At 73.4% G+C, this 15,586-nt stretch carries 15 protein-coding genes; 9 read left to right on the top strand and 6 right to left on the bottom strand.

The window, feature by feature from the left end; translation table 11 throughout:
• Nucleotides 1–186 precede the first annotated feature (186 nt).
• The 4 genes from WFH25_RS02500 (at nucleotide 187) to WFH25_RS02515 (ending at nucleotide 5,256) form a co-directional block, all read left to right on the top strand.
• Nucleotides 187–765, top strand: a complete 579-nt coding sequence (locus tag WFH25_RS02500; RefSeq protein WP_070417543.1) for a PadR family transcriptional regulator — start codon at nucleotides 187–189, stop codon at nucleotides 763–765.
• Nucleotides 762–1,493 carry an ABC transporter ATP-binding protein gene (locus tag WFH25_RS02505; protein WP_071294186.1) on the top strand — a complete coding sequence of 244 codons (732 nt, stop codon included), beginning with the start codon at nucleotides 762–764 and terminating at the stop codon, nucleotides 1,491–1,493. Before WFH25_RS02500 ends, WFH25_RS02505 begins: the two co-directional genes overlap by 4 nt.
• Entirely contained in the window at nucleotides 1,490–4,327 is a 2,838-nt protein-coding gene (locus WFH25_RS02510; RefSeq protein ID WP_336696708.1) for an FtsX-like permease family protein, read from the top strand. Before WFH25_RS02505 ends, WFH25_RS02510 begins: the two co-directional genes overlap by 4 nt.
• Before the next feature lie 131 nt (nucleotides 4,328–4,458).
• Nucleotides 4,459–5,256 carry an SGNH/GDSL hydrolase family protein gene (locus WFH25_RS02515; RefSeq protein ID WP_070417540.1) on the top strand — a complete coding sequence of 266 codons (798 nt, stop codon included), beginning with the start codon at nucleotides 4,459–4,461 and terminating at the stop codon, nucleotides 5,254–5,256.
• Nucleotides 5,257–5,387: 131 nt separating this feature from the next.
• On the opposite strand, the gene WFH25_RS02520 is transcribed toward WFH25_RS02515, so the two are convergent.
• Nucleotides 5,388–6,053, bottom strand: a complete 666-nt coding sequence (locus WFH25_RS02520; protein ID WP_336696709.1) for an SDR family NAD(P)-dependent oxidoreductase — start codon at nucleotides 6,051–6,053, stop codon at nucleotides 5,388–5,390.
• A complete protein-coding gene (locus WFH25_RS02525; protein WP_336696710.1) occupies nucleotides 6,050–7,285 on the bottom strand; it encodes a multidrug effflux MFS transporter in 1,236 nt (411 codons plus the stop codon). The genes WFH25_RS02520 and WFH25_RS02525 overlap by 4 nt, the downstream gene beginning before the upstream one ends.
• 130 nt (nucleotides 7,286–7,415) lie before the next feature.
• Between WFH25_RS02525 and WFH25_RS02530 the strand changes: the two genes are divergently transcribed.
• Both WFH25_RS02530 and WFH25_RS02535 read left to right on the top strand, forming a co-directional pair.
• On the top strand, nucleotides 7,416–8,567 hold the full coding sequence (locus WFH25_RS02530; RefSeq protein ID WP_071302333.1) for a PQQ-dependent sugar dehydrogenase: 1,152 nt from the start codon (nucleotides 7,416–7,418) through the stop codon (nucleotides 8,565–8,567).
• Nucleotides 8,568–8,649: 82 nt separating this feature from the next.
• Nucleotides 8,650–9,528, top strand: a complete 879-nt coding sequence (locus tag WFH25_RS02535) for a helix-turn-helix transcriptional regulator (protein WP_070417537.1) — start codon at nucleotides 8,650–8,652, stop codon at nucleotides 9,526–9,528.
• Between the two features lie 78 nt (nucleotides 9,529–9,606).
• On the opposite strand, the gene WFH25_RS02540 is transcribed toward WFH25_RS02535, so the two are convergent.
• Nucleotides 9,607–10,491 carry an aldo/keto reductase gene (locus WFH25_RS02540; protein WP_070419328.1) on the bottom strand — a complete coding sequence of 295 codons (885 nt, stop codon included), beginning with the start codon at nucleotides 10,489–10,491 and terminating at the stop codon, nucleotides 9,607–9,609.
• A gap of 87 nt (nucleotides 10,492–10,578) precedes the next feature.
• Between WFH25_RS02540 and WFH25_RS02545 the strand changes: the two genes are divergently transcribed.
• From WFH25_RS02545 to WFH25_RS02555, 3 genes are read left to right on the top strand one after another with little or no spacing between them, the layout of a single operon-like run.
• Nucleotides 10,579–11,451 (top strand): helix-turn-helix domain-containing protein, encoded by an 873-nt coding sequence (locus WFH25_RS02545; protein ID WP_336696711.1) that lies wholly within the window; start codon nucleotides 10,579–10,581, stop codon nucleotides 11,449–11,451.
• Entirely contained in the window at nucleotides 11,448–11,654 is a 207-nt protein-coding gene (locus WFH25_RS02550) for a hypothetical protein (protein ID WP_336696712.1), read from the top strand. Before WFH25_RS02545 ends, WFH25_RS02550 begins: the two co-directional genes overlap by 4 nt.
• Complete coding sequence (locus tag WFH25_RS02555) at nucleotides 11,651–12,841, top strand: MFS transporter (protein ID WP_336696713.1); 1,191 nt, start codon at nucleotides 11,651–11,653, stop codon at nucleotides 12,839–12,841. Before WFH25_RS02550 ends, WFH25_RS02555 begins: the two co-directional genes overlap by 4 nt.
• Nucleotides 12,842–12,843: 2 nt before the next feature.
• On the opposite strand, the gene WFH25_RS02560 is transcribed toward WFH25_RS02555, so the two are convergent.
• The 3 genes from WFH25_RS02560 to WFH25_RS02570 form a co-directional block, all read right to left on the bottom strand.
• Nucleotides 12,844–13,815: an NAD-dependent epimerase/dehydratase family protein gene (locus WFH25_RS02560; protein WP_336696714.1), complete on the bottom strand. Its 972-nt coding sequence runs from the start codon at nucleotides 13,813–13,815 to the stop codon at nucleotides 12,844–12,846.
• Between the two features lie 102 nt (nucleotides 13,816–13,917).
• Complete coding sequence (locus WFH25_RS02565) at nucleotides 13,918–15,090, bottom strand: FAD-dependent monooxygenase (RefSeq protein ID WP_336696715.1); 1,173 nt, start codon at nucleotides 15,088–15,090, stop codon at nucleotides 13,918–13,920.
• Entirely contained in the window at nucleotides 15,087–15,575 is a 489-nt protein-coding gene (locus tag WFH25_RS02570; RefSeq protein WP_070417531.1) for a DUF4126 family protein, read from the bottom strand. Before WFH25_RS02570 ends, WFH25_RS02565 begins: the two co-directional genes overlap by 4 nt.
• Nucleotides 15,576–15,586 lie beyond the last annotated feature (11 nt).

The following is a 15,586-nucleotide window of genomic DNA, read 5'->3' on the forward strand; positions in this document are numbered from 1 at the left end:
GGGGTCTCGCCGGGCTCGCGGTGTTGCGGGCCCGTGCCGGGCGCTCCCGGCCGCGGGGGGGGGGGGGGGGGGGGGGGCCGCCCCGCCCCCCCCCCCCGCCTCCAGTCCGTCATGGGGTTGCGTTCACATACGCGGTATGTGCATACTCGGTATGTCCAAGGCGGACGGAACGAGGGGGAAGACGTCATGAGCGTACGGATGGGCGTACTCGCGCTGCTGGTGGCCGGGCCCGGCTACGGGTACCAGCTCCGGGGGGAGTTCGAGCACCGGACCGGGGGCAGCTGGCCGCTGAACATCGGCCAGGTCTACACGACGCTCGACCGCCTGGAACGCGACGGCCTCGTGGCCCGCGGTGACGCCGACGACGACGGACACGTCGTCTACACGGCGACCGACGCGGGTCACGAGGAGGTCGCACGCTGGTTCAGCGAGCCGGTCCCGCCGAAGCGCGGTCGTGACGAGCTCGCGATCAAGTTCGCCCTGGCGGTGACGGTGCCCGGCGTCGACGTGCCGCGCCTCGTGCAGGTCCAGCGCGCCGCCGCCGTGCGGAACCTGCAGGACCTGACCCGGCTGAAGCGCTCCTCGGACCCGGCGGACGACCTGGCCTGGTCGCTCGTGCTCGAGTCGATGCTCTTCCAGGCCGAGGCCGACGTCCGCTGGCTCGACCACGTGGAGTCGAGTGTCGCGCGCTACCGACCGTCCCCGACACCGGACTCGACGGCCGCTGCCGAGTCGTCCGACGCCACCGTGCGGAGCGCCCGGTGAACGCCGTCGCCCCGCTCCTCGAGCTCGACGCCGTGAGCGTGCAGTACGGCTCCGGCGCGAAGGCCGTCACCGCCCTCGCCGGCATCGACCTGCGGATCGCCCGAGGTGAGATGGTCGCCGTGATGGGCACCTCGGGCTCGGGCAAGTCGACGCTGCTCGCCTGCGCGGGAACGCTCCTGCCGCCGACCAGCGGCGAGGTCGTCATCGACGGCGACTTCGTGTCCGACCGGCCGGCCAAGGACCTCGCCGCCCTGCGTCGGCGTCTCGTCGGGTTCGTGTTCCAGGACTTCAACCTCATCCCCTCGCTGACCGCGGTCGAGAACGTGGCGCTGCCGCTCGAGCTCGACGGCTGGAAAGCGAGCCGTGCCCGGCGTGCAGCCGAACTCGCGCTCGAGAACGTCGAGCTCGGGCACCGCGCCGACGCCTTCCCGGACGACCTGTCCGGTGGCCAGCAGCAGCGGGTCGCGATCGCGCGCGGGGTCGTCGGCGAGCGCCGGCTGGTCCTCGCCGACGAGCCGACCGGTGCCCTCGACTCGCAGACCGGCGAGGTCGTGCTCCGCATGCTGCGCCGGCACGTCGACTCCGGGGCGGGCGCGCTGCTCGTGACCCACGACGCCCGGCACGCGGCCTGGGCGGACCGGATCGTGTTCCTCCGCGACGGCCGCGTCGTGGACGAGACCGTGTACTCGGGCGTCGAGATGGCGCTCACGGACCGGACCGCCTCGTGAACGCGCGTCGGCGACGCGCCGACGCCGGAGCCCGCTCGGGGCGTGACCGCCGCACGCCCTTCGCGCTGCGACCGGCGCTCCGGCTGGGCCGCCGGCTGGCGTTCGCGAAGGCCGGGCGGGCGGCGCTGATCGTCGCCCTCATCGGCATCCCGACCGCCGGGTTCGCCGCGGTGTCGGTCGTCGTGCAGTCGACGCAGCCGACCCAGGCGGAGAGCCTGCGGTACGACCTCGGGCACGCGGCAGCGCAGATGCAGGTCGTCGGCCCGGACCTCCCGGGCATGCGGCAGGACCCCGTGCAGTGGCAGTACACCGAGTCCGCGAAGGACAGCCCGGTCGCGGAGTCCGACGGCGAGGCCCGGTTCGCCGACGTCCTCGACCACGTGCCCGCCGGTGCCGTGTCGATCCCGGTCACCTCGGCGCAGATCGTGCTGACCGGGCCGAAGGGGCCGATCGGGATCCAGGCCGTCGAGGGAGCGGTCTGGTCGCGGGTCCTCGACGGGCACTGGCACGTGCTCGACGGCGCCGCACCGACCAGCCGTGACGAGCTCATGGTCACCCCGGCGACGCTCGAGCGACTCGGCGCGTCGATCGGCGACACGGTCGACCTGACCGACCCGGTGACGAAGCGCTTCACGATCACGGGCACCATGCGCGACGCCGCGTCCGACCCGGACGCCCAGGGCGTCTTCGTGCCGTGGGGCACCACGCAGCCGACGACCGGCACGGCCGCGGCGCCGTTCGACGTCACTGTGTACCTGGCCTCGGACGCCCCGACGTGGTCCGAGATCCGCGCGCTCAACGCCCACGGGATCACGGTGCAGTCGCGTCCCGTCGTGCTCGACCCGCCCGACGAGCGGTTGCACGGCGCCGGGCTCAGCAGCCCGATCGGCTGGTTCCTCGGGGCGATGGCGCTGCTCGGCGTCTTCGCGATGTTCGAGGTCGCCCTGCTCGCCGGTGCCGCGTTCCTCGTCGGGACCCGGGCGGACACCCGCTCGTACGCGATCGTCACGAGCGTCGGCGGGGACCGACGCTTCGTCCGGTCGATCGTCGCCGGCTCCGGGCTCGTGCTCGGGCTCACCGGCGCCGTCCTCGGGGTCGCGCTCGGCACCGGGGTCGGCGTGCTCGCGTTCCACCTGGCCGACAACGGCAACGTGGGCTCGTGGCCCGGGCTGCACGTCCCGGTCGGCCTGGTCCTGTCGATCGGTGCCGCCGCCGTCCTCGCGGGGCTCGTGTCGGCGCTCGTCGCGGCCCGTGCGGCCACGCGGGTGAACGTCCTCGCCGCACTGCGCGGCTCGCTCCGGCCCGCGGCGGTGAACCCGCGCGCCGAGCGCCGTCGCCGGATCTGGGCACCGGTGCTCGTCGTCGCGGGCACCGTCATGACCCTGGCGTGCGGTGCCGGCGTGCTGCTCCTCAACGACCGCCCGGTGCAGCAGGACCACCTCGCCTGGATCGTCGGCGCCGGCGTCGCGATCGGCCCGTGCCTCATGCAGCTCGGGGTCGCGATGTCGTCGCCGTGGCTGCTCGCCCTCGTCTCCAGGACCGCGACGCGGCTCGGGCTCTCCGCCCGCATCGCCGCCCGCGACGCCCGGCGCAACCCGGTGCGGACCGTGCCGGTGCTCGCGAGCGTGATGAGCGTCGTGTTCGTGGCCTCGGTGGCGATCACGTGGAGTGCGTCCGAGCACGCGCAGTTCGTCCGCGACTACGAGTACCGCACCGCCGTGGGCGTCGCGACGGCCGACGTCTGGCTCTCGAACGAGGACGGCAGCGACGGCGGCTACGACGCCTCCGTCACGGCGAAGGCGGCGAAGATCATCTCCGGTGTCCTCGACCACGACCGGGTGCGTGTGCTCGGCGTCGCGCCCGACGTCGCCGGCGACCAGCCGTCGACGCTCTCGCTCCTGCACTCGTGGGGGCGGACGGACTGCCGCGCGAACGACACCACGTCGTGCTCGCGCTACCTGGAGTCGCAGGACACCTCCGCTCCGCACATCTGGACCGGCACGGTGGACGACTACGCCGTCCTCACCGGACACCGTCCGTCCGCCGAGGTCCGCGACGCGCTCACCTCGGGCCGCGCCGTCGCCCTGTGGCCGGAGTACGCGCACGACGGCCAGGTCCGGATCGACGCGTTCCGCGACCAGACGTCGAACAGCCCCGCGATCACGACCAAGACCCGTCCGGACGCCACGACGACGATCCCCGCGGTGCTCGACGTGCAGACCCCCCGCATCCAGGTCGGCGTCTTCATGACCCGCGAGACCGCCGAGCGGTACCGGGTCCCGGCGGTGGACGGCATGCTCGTCACGGAGCAGTCCGCGGACCTGACCCCGGCACAGTCCGACGAGCTGACCTCGGCGTGGCAGAGCCTCGGCGGCGCGGACCGCGAACGGTGGGGCGGCCCGTACTTCCAGTACGAGGCCGGTCCGGTCGACGCGCAGGGCATCGTCAAGGCGATCGTCCTCGCCCTCGCCGCGGCGGTGACGATCGGCGCGACCGCCGTCGCCATCGGGCTGGCCCGCTCGGACGGCCGACGCGACGACGAGGTCCTCGACGCGGTCGGTGCGGCACCCGTGCTCCGTCGCCGGGTGTCCGCGTGGCAGGCCGCGATCCTGACGACCGTCGGTGCGGTGATCGGCACGCTGCTCGGGCTGCTGCCCATCCGGGCACTCACCCTCCGCTTCTCGGCGGGACCAGCCGGCACCACGCACCTGCCGTTTGTGGCGGACTGGCCCGTGCTCGCCCTCCTCGGGCTCGGGCTGCCGCTGCTCGTCACCGCGGGGACGTGGGTCTTCGCGGGCCGCCGCCACCGCGTGGCACTGCGACGCACACCGTGACCGGACGCGGCGGGTCCCGGACCCGACCGGGGAGGCCGGCTGGGAACGGCCGCGAAGACCCACAGCCAGCGGCGCGGTTCCCCAGGTCTGGGGACTGGTACGGCAGGCCGATCCGGGGGATACCTGATGTCGTGTCCCGCACCCGTCGTCTCGCCCTCGTCGCGAGCATCGTCACCGCCGCCTGCCTCGTCGCCGGCGGATCCCTCGTCGTCGGCACGGCCGTCGTGTCGGCGAGCACCGCCGCAGCCGAGCGCGCCCCGTCCGTCGGTCGCGCCTCCGCCGCGCCGGTCGAACGTGCGGACACCCGAGCCGCAGCCGGCGGAACAGCTGTCCGTGCCGCCACACCGGACGACGCCGTGACCGGGGCGCTCGGCTCCGGCGACCGGTCCGGCGCGGTCACCTTCGCGTACGCGGGCGACTCCATCACGGCACGGCCGGACTCCTGGCTCCACGACCTCGTGCCGGACACCCGGTTCCACGCCGTCGGCGGCTACGCGCACAGCGGGTACCGGTCCGACGAGGTCCTCCACGAGATCGGCCCCGTTCCGGACGCGGACGTCCTCGTCGTCGAGCTCGGCACGAACGACGTGAACCAGGCGATCCCGACCGCGACGACGATCGCGAACGTGGACGCCGTCGTCCGGAAGGTCGGTGCGCGGCACGTCCTCGTCGTCTCCGGCCCGCCGTCGAACTGGACCTGGAGCCAGTGGGGCGCCGACCGTCGCGCGGGACAGCTCGTCCTCAGCCGGGCGCTGGAGCGCGACGCGGCGGAGCACGGCTGGTCGTACGTCGACCCGTTCGCCGGGTTCCGGCAGGCGGACGGGGCCTGGGTCCGGGGCGCGTCGGCGGACGGCATCCACGGCGACGCGGCGACGAACGTCGTCGTCGCGCGCGTGATGGCGACGGCGATCACGCGAGCCGCGCGCTGATCGAGACGCGACCAGGGGCGGACGGGAGGGGCGGGGCGGGCCCGCGCTCCTCCCTCGCAGGCTCGGTCGGCGCGCCCCGCGCAACGCTTCGCGTTGCCGCTGAGCGGGGCGCGCTCCCGTCCGTCAGTGGGTCACTCGGGCAGCGGCTCGGCGAACGTCCGGAACGCACCGCGCTCGGTGTGGATCGCCCACAGGCGGTCCGCGATCGACGCACCGGAGTGCTCGGGCTGCCCGTCGTCGATGCCGAACGGGATGATGAGCTGGCCGACGTGGACGTCCTCGTCACGGACCGCGTCGTGCAGCAGCTGCGCGTAGGCGCTCTCGCCCGCGAACGCCACGGACGTGCCGGTGACCCGAGCACCCGGGCGCACCGCGCTGCCGCCGTTCACGAACAGGATCGTGCCGTGCCCGATCGCACGCATGCCGGGCAGCACCTGGCGGACGGCGTTGACCGAGCCGTAGACCGAGAACTCGATCGGACCGACGAGGTCCTCCGCCGTGGTCTCGAGCACCGGGCGCATGTACTCCTTGGCGGGCAGCGGGCTGTACTGCAGCACCTCGATCGGCCCGAGCTGCTCGGTCGCACGCTCGAGGGCGCCACGGAGGGAGTCCCCGTCGCGGACGTTCGCGGCGAAGCCGGCGGCGGTGTACCCGTGCTCCCGGAGTCCGGCGGCGAGGGAGTCCAGGCGGTCCTGGTTGCGGGAGAGCAGGGCGATCGAGAAGCCCTCGCGGGCGAAGCGCTCGGCGACGGCGAGGCCGAGGCCCTTGCCGGCTCCGACGATGGCGATGGTGGTCATGAGGTGGTCCTTCCGGTGGTGTGGGGTCGTGCGAGGACGAGCAGTCCCCAGAGCGACACGAGCGCGCCACCGAGGACGAGGACGGCCATCGGGACGGCGGTGTCCGAGCCGCCGAGTCCCGCGATCGGAGCGGTCACGCCGGCCGTCGTCCACTGAACCAGACCGAGCACGGCTGAGCTCGTCCCGGGGTGTGCGGGGACGGCGGACGATGCGAGGGCCCCACCGTTCGTGACGACCAGCCCGTTGCCGATCATGAGCACGAAGAAGCCGATCAGGGCCACGATCAGCGGCATCCCGAACCAGATCGCGCCGATGAGCATGCCCGCACCGGCGACGCCCATGCATCCCTGCCCGACGAGGATGATGCGTCTCGTGGACACCCGGCCGGCGAGTCGGGCGGCCACGAGGGACGCGACCGTCATCGCGCCCGCGTTCGCCGCGAAGTCGATCGCGTACGCCGTCGGCGACAGCCCGTTCATGGTCTGCAGCACGAACGGCGAGGTCGCGACGTACGCGAACACCCCGACGAACGCAGCGCACGCGGTGACGACGTAGCCGACGAACCGTCGATCGCCGAGGACCTGCCGCGCCGCGAGCCGGAACGTGCGCAGGCCGCCGGCGTGCCGTCGGTCCCGTGGGAGGGACTCGGGGACGACGACGGCCGCGGTCACGCACATGAGCACCCCGAGGCCGGCGAGGACCCAGAACGTGGTCCGCCAGTCGCCGAACCCCAGGATCGCGGCGCCGAACAGCGGCCCGAGCACCGGTGCGATCCCGCCGATGCCCATCACGACGTTGAGGACCCGGACGAGCTGGGCGCCGTGGGCGAGGTCGACGACCACCGACCGGGCGATCACCATCACCCACCCGCCCGCGAACCCCTGCACCAGGCGCGCCGCCGTGAGCACGCCGATCGACGGGGCGAGCGCGCACACGACCGAGGCCGCGACGACGAGCAGCGTGCCGGCGAGCAGCGGCAGGCGGCGCCCGCGCTGGTCGGAGAACGGTCCGCCGACGAGCTGCCCGAGGCCCATGCCCGCGAAGAACGTCGTGAGGGTCAGCTGCACGGCGGACGCGCTCGTGCGGAACTCGGCCTCGACGGTCGGGAACGCGGTGACGTACATGTCGGTCGCGAGCGGCGCGACCGCGGTGAGGAACACGACGGCGGCGACGAGGGCCGTGGGCACGGCGCGGGCGGTCGGGGGAGCGGGCGGGGTCACGGTGGCGGGCACGGACCCATCGAACGGCTGGTCGGTGCGCTGGTGGGAGTCCCTGCCGACAGGGGTTCCACCGCAACCCCCGTCACCCAGGGGATTCCCGACCGCCGCGTGTGCAATCGACCCACGACCCGGGAGGACCACCGTGCACACCACCGCTCGCACCCGCCGCACCCTGTCCGCCCTCGGCGCCTTCGCCGCCGCGGCCCTCGTCCTCGCAGCCTGCACCGACGACGACGCCCGCACGCTCGAGGGTCGGGCGACCGCCACGAGCAGCCCCTCGTCGAGCGCCACGACCCCCGCGGCGAGCGCCGCCGGACAGCTCGAGCCCGGGGGCGAGACGACCGACATCGCCACCGGACTGGACGCTCCGTGGTCGGTGGTCCGCACCGGTGACGGCGGCGACGCCCTGATCAGCGAGCGGGACTCGGCGACGGTGCTCGAACTGACCGGCGCCGGGAAGACACGCGAGGTCGGCACGATCGCGGGCGTCCGGCACGGCGGTGAGGGCGGTCTGCTCGGACTCGCCCTGCACGAGGGCGACCTGTTCGTGTACTCGACGGGCGACGACGGCAACCGCATCCAGCGCTACGACCTGTCCGGGAGCGCCGGGTCCTACGCGCTCGGGGACGCCACGACCGTGATCGACGGACTGCCGTCGAACAGCTTCCACAACGGCGGGCGGATCGCGTTCGGCCCGGACGGCATGCTCTACGCGAGCGTCGGCGACGCCGGTACCGGCTCGGACGCGCAGGACCGGGACTCGCTCGCGGGCAAGATCCTGCGGCTGACCCCGGACGGCCAGGTCCCCGGCGGCAACCCGTTCCCCGGGTCCCCGGTGTGGAGCCTCGGGCACCGGAACGTGCAGGGCATGGGGTGGACGGCCGACGGCACGATGTTCGCGTCGGAGTTCGGGCAGGACACCTGGGACGAGCTCAACGTCATCGAGAAGGGCCGGGACTACGGCTGGCCCGAGGTCGAGGGTACCGGCGGCACGAGCAAGGGCTTCGTCGACCCCGTGCAGCAGTGGGCCACCGACGACGCCTCACCGAGCGGCCTGGCGGTGATCGACGACACGGTGTTCATCGCGAACCTCCAGGGCGAGGTCGTCAGGGCTGTGCCGGCCGACGCCCCCTCGACGTCGACCGAGTACTTCGCGGAGGACTTCGGCCGCATCCGCACGGTGCTCGAGGGTCCCGAGGGTGCCCTGTGGTTCGTCACGAACAACACCGACGGGCGTGGCGACCCGACCGACGGCGACGACCGGATCGTGTCGGTGCCGCTCGCGACGAGCTGAGCCCGAGCGACGGACCCCGACCACCACGGGGGGTCCGGCAGCACCTCGCTCGCCCCCGCCCAGCCGAAGTACCGTGACCGGCATGGACCACCGCGACGAAGCCCGCGACTTCCTCTCCGGTCGCCGCGCCCGCATCACACCGGAGCAGGCCGGCGTCGAGACGTTCGGCACCCGCCGCCGCGTCACCGGGCTGCGCCGCGAGGAGGTCGCCCGGCTGGCCGGCGTGAGCATCGACTACTACACCCGGCTCGAACGCGGGAACCTGCAGGGCGTCTCGGACAGCGTGCTCGACGCCATCGCGGGCGCGCTCCACCTCGACCCGGCCGAGCACGAGCACCTGCGGGACCTCGCCCGCCACCAGAACGCCACGCCCCGCCGTGCCGCCGCGGTCACACCGGTGGCGGCGGTCCGCCCGGAGCTCCAGTACCTGCTCGACGCCATCGCCGACGCCCCCGCGATGATCGTCAACAACCGACAGGACATCGTCGCCGCGAACACCCTCGGCTGGGCGATGCACTCGGACCTCGTCGCGGCGAGCGCACGGCCCTGCAACTTCTCGCGGTTCATCTTCCTCGACCCGCAGGCACGGAACTTCTACCTCGACTGGCAGCGTGCGGCGCACACGAACGTCGCGATCCTCCGGCGCGAGGCCGGGCGGACGCCGAACGACCCCGGGCTCGCGGCGCTGATCGGCGAGCTCTCGATGCGGAGCGACGACTTCCGCGCGCTCTGGGCGGCGCACGACGTCCGCCGGCACTACGCGGGGGTGAAGTCGTTCCGGCACGCGGTGGTCGGTCCGCTCGAGCTGCACTTCCAGACGCTCGAGCTCACCGAGGACCCGGGGCTCGCGCTGACGATCTACCCGGCGACGCCCGGGAGCCCGACGGCGGACGCGCTGCGGCTGCTCGCCTCGTGGGCGGCGACGGAGCGCATCGTGGAGCGTGCGCGCGAGCGCGTCTGACGCGGTGGTCGCGACCGCCTGCGGGACTGGAGGCACGGTGCCGGCCCGCACCCCGCCTCCAGGCCCCACCGGGTCGCGTCAGGCCTCCGGGATCACCCGTTCGAAGCGGCTCGTGTCGGTCCCGTCCGGGTCCGGCCCGCCGCGACGACCGGTGTCGAGGGCGTCGAGCGCTGCGAGCTCGTCGTCGGAGAGCACGAAGTCGAACACGTCGAAGTTCTCGGCGATGCGCCCGGGGTTCGTGGACTTCGGGATCGCGTTGCGGCCCTGCTGCACGTGCCACCGGAGCATCACCTGCGCCGGGGTCTTGCCGTGCGCCTCGCCGATGGCCCGGATCGTCGGGTCGTCGAGCACGCTGACCCGCTCGTCGCCCCAGCCCGGGTAGAAGGTGATGCCGCCGATCGGCGACCACGCCTGGTCGAGGATGCCGTGCTCGGCGTCGGCGCGCTGCACGTCCGGCTGCGTGAAGTACGGGTGCAGCTCGACCTGGTTGAGCGCCGGGATCACGTCCGTGGCGTCCAGGAGCGACCGGAGGTGGTGCGGCATGAAGTTGCTCACGCCGATCGCGCCGACTCGGCCCTCGGCGTACAGCCGCTCGAGCGCCCGGTACGCCGCGATGGTCCGCTCGAAGCGGTCGGGTGCGGGCTGGTGCAGGATCAGGACGTCGACGTGGTCGAAGCCGAGCTTGCCGGTCGCCTTGTCGAACGCGTGCAGGGTCTCGTCGAGGCCGTAGTCGGAGACCCAGATCTTCGTCTCGACGACGATCTCGTCGCGGTCGACACCCGAGGCGCGGATGCCCTCGCCGACCTCGCGCTCGTTGCCGTACGCGGCGGCGGTGTCGATGTGGCGGTACCCGGTCTCGAGCGCGGTGCGCACGGCGTCGACCGTCTCGGCCGGCGCGCTCTGGAAGACGCCGAACCCGATCGCGGGGATCTCGAGTCCGTTGTTGAGGGTGAGTGTGTCCATGTCCACGACGCTACGACCGCCCGGACCGACCTGACGGGTACCAGCAGCCCCTGCTCCGACGCGTCGATCGGACCTACCGTGGAGGACATGGACACGAGAGACGAAGTCCGCGACTTCCTCCGCACCCGCCGCGAGCGCGTCACGCCGCAGCAGGTCGGGTTGCCCGACTTCGGCGGCGCGCGACGGGTGAAGGGCCTTCGCCGCGAGGAACTCGCCCTCATCGCGGGCATGAGCGTCGACTACTACATCCGCCTCGAGCGCGGGAACCTCACCGGGGTGTCCGAGAGCGTCCTCGGATCGTTGTCCCGGGCGCTCCGGCTCGACGACGCCGAGCACGCGCACCTGTTCGACCTCGCCCGTGCGCAGAACGCCTCGGCGACGACGCGTCGGAAGACCCCGACGTCGAAGGTCCGGCCGAACGTGCAGCGGGTGCTCGACTCGATGACCGCTCCCGCGTGGGTGCGGAACGGCCGGTCGGACTTCCTGGCCGGCAACGCCCTCGCCCGTGCGGTCTACGCGCCGCTCTTCCTCGCCCCGTCCGGTACCCCGAACACCGCGCGCTTCGCCTTCCTCGACCCCCGCGGTCGCGAGTTCTGGCGCGACTGGGACAGCGTGACCGGGGACATGGTCGCCGTGCTCCGTGCCGAGGCCGCCCGGTCCCCGTACGACCGCGGGCTGACGGACCTCATCGGGGAGCTCTCCACCCGCAGCGAGGAGTTCCGCCAGCGCTGGGCCGCGCACGACGTGATGCGGCACCGGTCCGGCACGAAGCACGTGCACCACCCCGAGGTCGGCGACCTCGACCTGACGTACGAGACGATGGAGCTCGTCACGGACACCGGGCTGACGCTCATCGTCTACGGCGCGGAGCCCGGCTCGCCGTCCGAGGAGCGCCTGCAGCTCCTCGCCAACCTCGCGGCGACCACGGTCGCCGCCGTCCCGGAGACGGAGGACGCATGAGCGAGACCGACTCGATCCGGACCACCCGCCCCGCGGAGCCGCTGACGTTCCTCGAGCGGGTCCGGTTCCGCCTGCGTGCCGAACGCGAGATCGAGGAACTCACGCGCGACCGTGCGCACGAGGACCGCATCCGCGCCGAGGCGGCCGTCCGACTCGCACCGGGGCCGTGGCACCTCGCGGAGCTCTTCCGGCGGCGTCCGTGACCGCCCGTGCGGGGATGACGCCCGCGCGCACGCTGTTGTTCGCGGTCGCCGGGGGCGCGGCCGTCGGCAACCTCTACTGGGCGCAGCCGCTCCTCGACGACATCGCGTCCTCGCTCGGGACGTCCGCCGCGGTCGCCGGGCTGCTCGTCACGCTCACCCAGGTCGGGTACGCGCTGGGCATCCTGCTCGTGGTGCCGCTCGGCGACGTGCTCGACCGACGACGCCTGATCCCCGGGGTGCTCGTCGCGTCCGCGGTCGCGCTGCTGTTCGCCGCCGTGGCCCCGTCGTTCGCCGTGCTCCTCGTTGCGCTCGCGCTCGTCGGCCTCACCACCGTCGCCGGGCAGCTGCTCATCCCGCTGGCCGGGGACCTCGCCGATCCCTCGTCCCGCGGGCGGGTCGTGGGCACGATCGCCTCCGGGGTCCTCACCGGCATCCTCGTGTCGCGGACGGTCAGCGGGCTCGTCGCGGACGCGTTCGGCTGGCGCGCGATCTACGTGGTCGCCGCCGTCGCGGCCCTGCTGTTCGCCGTGCTGCTCCGGCGGGCGATCCCCGAGCTCGACCGGCGCGACCGGGTGCGGTACCCCACGCTCATCGCCTCGGTGTTCCGTGCCGTCGCCGCGCACCGGGCCGTGCGGGTGACCCTCGTCATCAGCTCCGCGATGTTCGCCGTCTTCACGATGTTCTGGACCGCGCTGACGTTCCTGCTCAGCGCCGAGCCGTTCGGGTACTCCACGAGCGCGATCGGGCTCGTCGGTCTGGCCGGGCTCGCCGGGGCGGTCGCCGCGCAGCGGGTCGGTCGGCTGCACGACCGCGGGGTCTCCGTGCCCGTGACCGGTGCGGCGATCGCCGTCGTGCTCGTCTCGCTCGTGGTCGCGGGCCTCGGAGCGCGGTCGATCGTGGTCGTCCTCATCGCGGTCGTGCTGCTCGACGTCGGTGTGCAGGCGACGAACGTCCTCAACCAGACCCGGCTCTTCGCGATCGACCCGGCGGCGCGCAGCCGACTCAACACCGCGTTCGTCACCGCGAACTTCATCGGCGGGGCGATCGGCTCGGCACTCGCCTCGGTGCTCTGGAACGCCGGCGGGTGGACCGCGGTCACCGTGGGCGGAGCGGTCCTGGTCGGGTTCGCCCTGACGGTCTGGGCGGTCCACCGCCGCCACGGGCTGGTGGTCACCGCCCGCGCCTGACCTCAGACGACGAGGGGGCGCGCGACGTCCACCTCACCGTGCTCCACCAGCCAGCGGAACGCGTCGAGGACCGTCGCCTCGGCCGTCCAGGCGGGCTCGTAGCCGAGCAGCCGCCGCGGCTTCTCGGTGCTGAACACCTGGCTGCGCGACAGGTGCTCCCAGCTCGCACCGGCGTGCTCCGGAGCCGTGGTCTCGCGGAACCGGTCCCACGAGACGGGCTCGAGCCGCGCCTCCTGGCCGAACCACGACGCGACCAGGTGCGCGTACCCGCGTGCCGTGAGCGCCGTCGGAGCCGTGACGAAGAAGTCCTCGCCGGCCGCGGCGTCCCGGTGCTCGACCGCGAGCTGGAAGGCCTGCGCGACGTCGTCGGCGTGCACGTGCGCCATCGTCTCGGCACCGAGGCCGGGGACCTCGACGGGCTCGCCGGCGGACAGCTTCGTCCACACCGTCGGGTCGAGGTTGCCGAGCGGACCGATGGGCATCCATCCCGGACCGCTGATGTGGCCGGGGTGCAACGAGGTCGTCACCAAACCCCCTTCGGCAGTTTCATGCTTGAGCATCCGGGCGATCGCGTCCTTCTGCACGCCGTAGTCGCCGAACGGCTCGGTCGCGTTCTCCTCGGTGACGGGCAGCACGTGCGAGACCCCGGCACGCCAGATCGACCCGCAGTGCACGAGGTGCGTACCGCTCCCGCGGAGAGCCGTGACGAGAGCCTCGGCCGACGACATCGTGAAGCAGACGAGGTCGACGACGGCGTCGGCACGGAGTGCGGCGATCCGGTCGCCGAACGTTCCGTCGCGGTCCTCCTGCTCGCGGTCGGCGGTGACCCGTTCGACCTGCTGCCACTCGGGGGAGTCGGCGTACGGGGTGCTGCTGCCGCGGGTGACGGTCACGACGTCGTGACCGGCGCGGACGAGGCGGGGGACGAGGAACGTGCCGATGTGGCCGGTGGCTCCGATGACGACGATGCGCATGCCGGTCACGCTAGGCGCACGCGACTGGGCGTGGCAGGCCCGGACGGAACCCCTGTGACGGACGGGAGGGACGGTGCGGGCTGGCACCGCGCCTCCCGTCCGTCAGCGGGTCGGCTCCAGGGCCGGGAGCGGCTGGTCCGAGTCCGCCGTGTGCGTCAGCCGCGCCATGAGGGGCGCCACCGGGCGCGAGGTCAGGACGTGGTGCGCGGCGCGCTGCGCCGCGAGACCGAGCTTCGTCTGCGGGTACGCGAAGTGCTTGATCCCGGACGGCATGGTCTGGATCCGGTCGACGAGCGGCCGCATCCAGGCCTCGAAGGCCCCGAGCGCCGCGGTGGCGTCGGACTCGTCGGCGAGGGACGCGGCGAGGACGTACCCGCCGGTGAGCGCCAGCGAACTCCCGCCGCCGCCCATCGGTGTCACGCACCAGGCCGCGTCGCCGAGCAGCACGACGGAACCCCGGTGCCAGGTCGGGGCGTGGATCTGCGTGAGGTCGTCGACGTAGACGTCGTCCGAATGCGCGAACCCGTCGAGCACCCGGTCGGTCTGCCAACCGGCGCCGGCGTAGCGGTCGCGCCGGTCGGGGACCTCGCCGTCGTCGTTCGTGTACGCGAGCATCGCCCTCGTCGTGCCGTGGTTGTCGGGCCGCAGGTGCACCTGTCGACCCTCGACGGCGTTGTACCAGCGCCAGGTGTCGTCGTCGGACGGGATCCGTGGGATCGTCCCGAACTCCATCGTGATGCCGAGCCGCCGGGGCTCGACGGTGAAGAGCAGGTCGCGGGTGCTCGAGCGGACACCCTCGGCGACGACGAGGAGCTCGGCCTGGAGCGTCGCTCCGCTCCTGGTGCGGACGGTGACGGGTCGTCCGTCCGAGCCGTCCTCGTCCACCGCGACCACGGCGTCGTCGAAGACCAGGCGCACGCGGTCCGGCAGCGCCTGCCGGATCGCGTCCGCGAAGTCGCCGCGCAGGACCTCGAGCTCCGCCGTCGCCCCCTCACCGGAGTCGTCGTCGGGCAGCCGGACGATGGTGTCCCCCTGCTCGTCGACGATCACCGTGCCGGTCTCGCCCGTGTTGGCCGAGCGGATCGCCTCGGTCAATCCCATGCGGTCGAGGACCTCGCGGGCGACGCCCCGGACGTCGACGTTCTGGCCGCCGGTGCGGAAGCCCGCCCAGCGCTCGAGGACGGTGACGTCCCAGCCCGTCCGGTCCAACCAGTAGGCGGCGGAGAGCCCGGCAATGCTGCCGCCGGTGACGAGGGCCCGACGCGGTGCCGTCACGAGGTGGTGATCACCTTGACGGAGCCGGCGATGGTCGCGGCGTCCTCGGCGAGCGCGACGACCGGGTCGGGCAGGCGGGTCGTGGCGCCGACGAGCTTGCGCGCACCCCAGCCGACGAAGCTGCCGACGATCGCGCCGACGCCGCCGAGGATCGCGCCCTCGATGCGCAGGTCGCGCCTGCCCGTCGTGCCGAGCGCGGCCCCGACGAGCGCTCCGGACGCCACGCGCCCGGCGAGGCCCGCGGGGGAGATCCGGTTCGGCGTCCCCGGCAGCTTGTCGCCGATGAGCTCACCGACGGCCGATGCGACGAGGACGCCACGGCCGAGGGGCGTGCTGAAGACCTTCCAGTCCTGCCACGAGCCCTTCAGCGAGGAGCGGTCGTGGTTCAGTGCCATGACGGCGAGCGGGGTGGCGCTCCGGCCGCCGCTGAGGATGCCCAGGACCAGGGTGCGGACCAGGGTGTGCTGCTCGTTCTTCGTGCTCATCGGTGCTCCTG

The organism is Curtobacterium sp. USHLN213 (assembly GCF_037144815.1).
Classification (GTDB): domain Bacteria; phylum Actinomycetota; class Actinomycetes; order Actinomycetales; family Microbacteriaceae; genus Curtobacterium.

Coding starts and splice junctions, on each gene's coding strand:
- WFH25_RS02500 (WP_070417543.1), top strand. CDS start 187: ATGAGCGTACGGATGGGCGTACTCGCGCTGCTGGTGGCCGGGCCCGGC.
- WFH25_RS02520 (WP_336696709.1), bottom strand. CDS start 6,053: ATGACCACCATCGCCATCGTCGGAGCCGGCAAGGGCCTCGGCCTCGCC.
- WFH25_RS02535 (WP_070417537.1), top strand. CDS start 8,650: ATGGACCACCGCGACGAAGCCCGCGACTTCCTCTCCGGTCGCCGCGCC.
- WFH25_RS02540 (WP_070419328.1), bottom strand. CDS start 10,491: ATGGACACACTCACCCTCAACAACGGACTCGAGATCCCCGCGATCGGG.
- WFH25_RS02545 (WP_336696711.1), top strand. CDS start 10,579: ATGGACACGAGAGACGAAGTCCGCGACTTCCTCCGCACCCGCCGCGAG.
- WFH25_RS02550 (WP_336696712.1), top strand. CDS start 11,448: ATGAGCGAGACCGACTCGATCCGGACCACCCGCCCCGCGGAGCCGCTG.
- WFH25_RS02560 (WP_336696714.1), bottom strand. CDS start 13,815: ATGCGCATCGTCGTCATCGGAGCCACCGGCCACATCGGCACGTTCCTC.
- WFH25_RS02570 (WP_070417531.1), bottom strand. CDS start 15,575: ATGAGCACGAAGAACGAGCAGCACACCCTGGTCCGCACCCTGGTCCTG.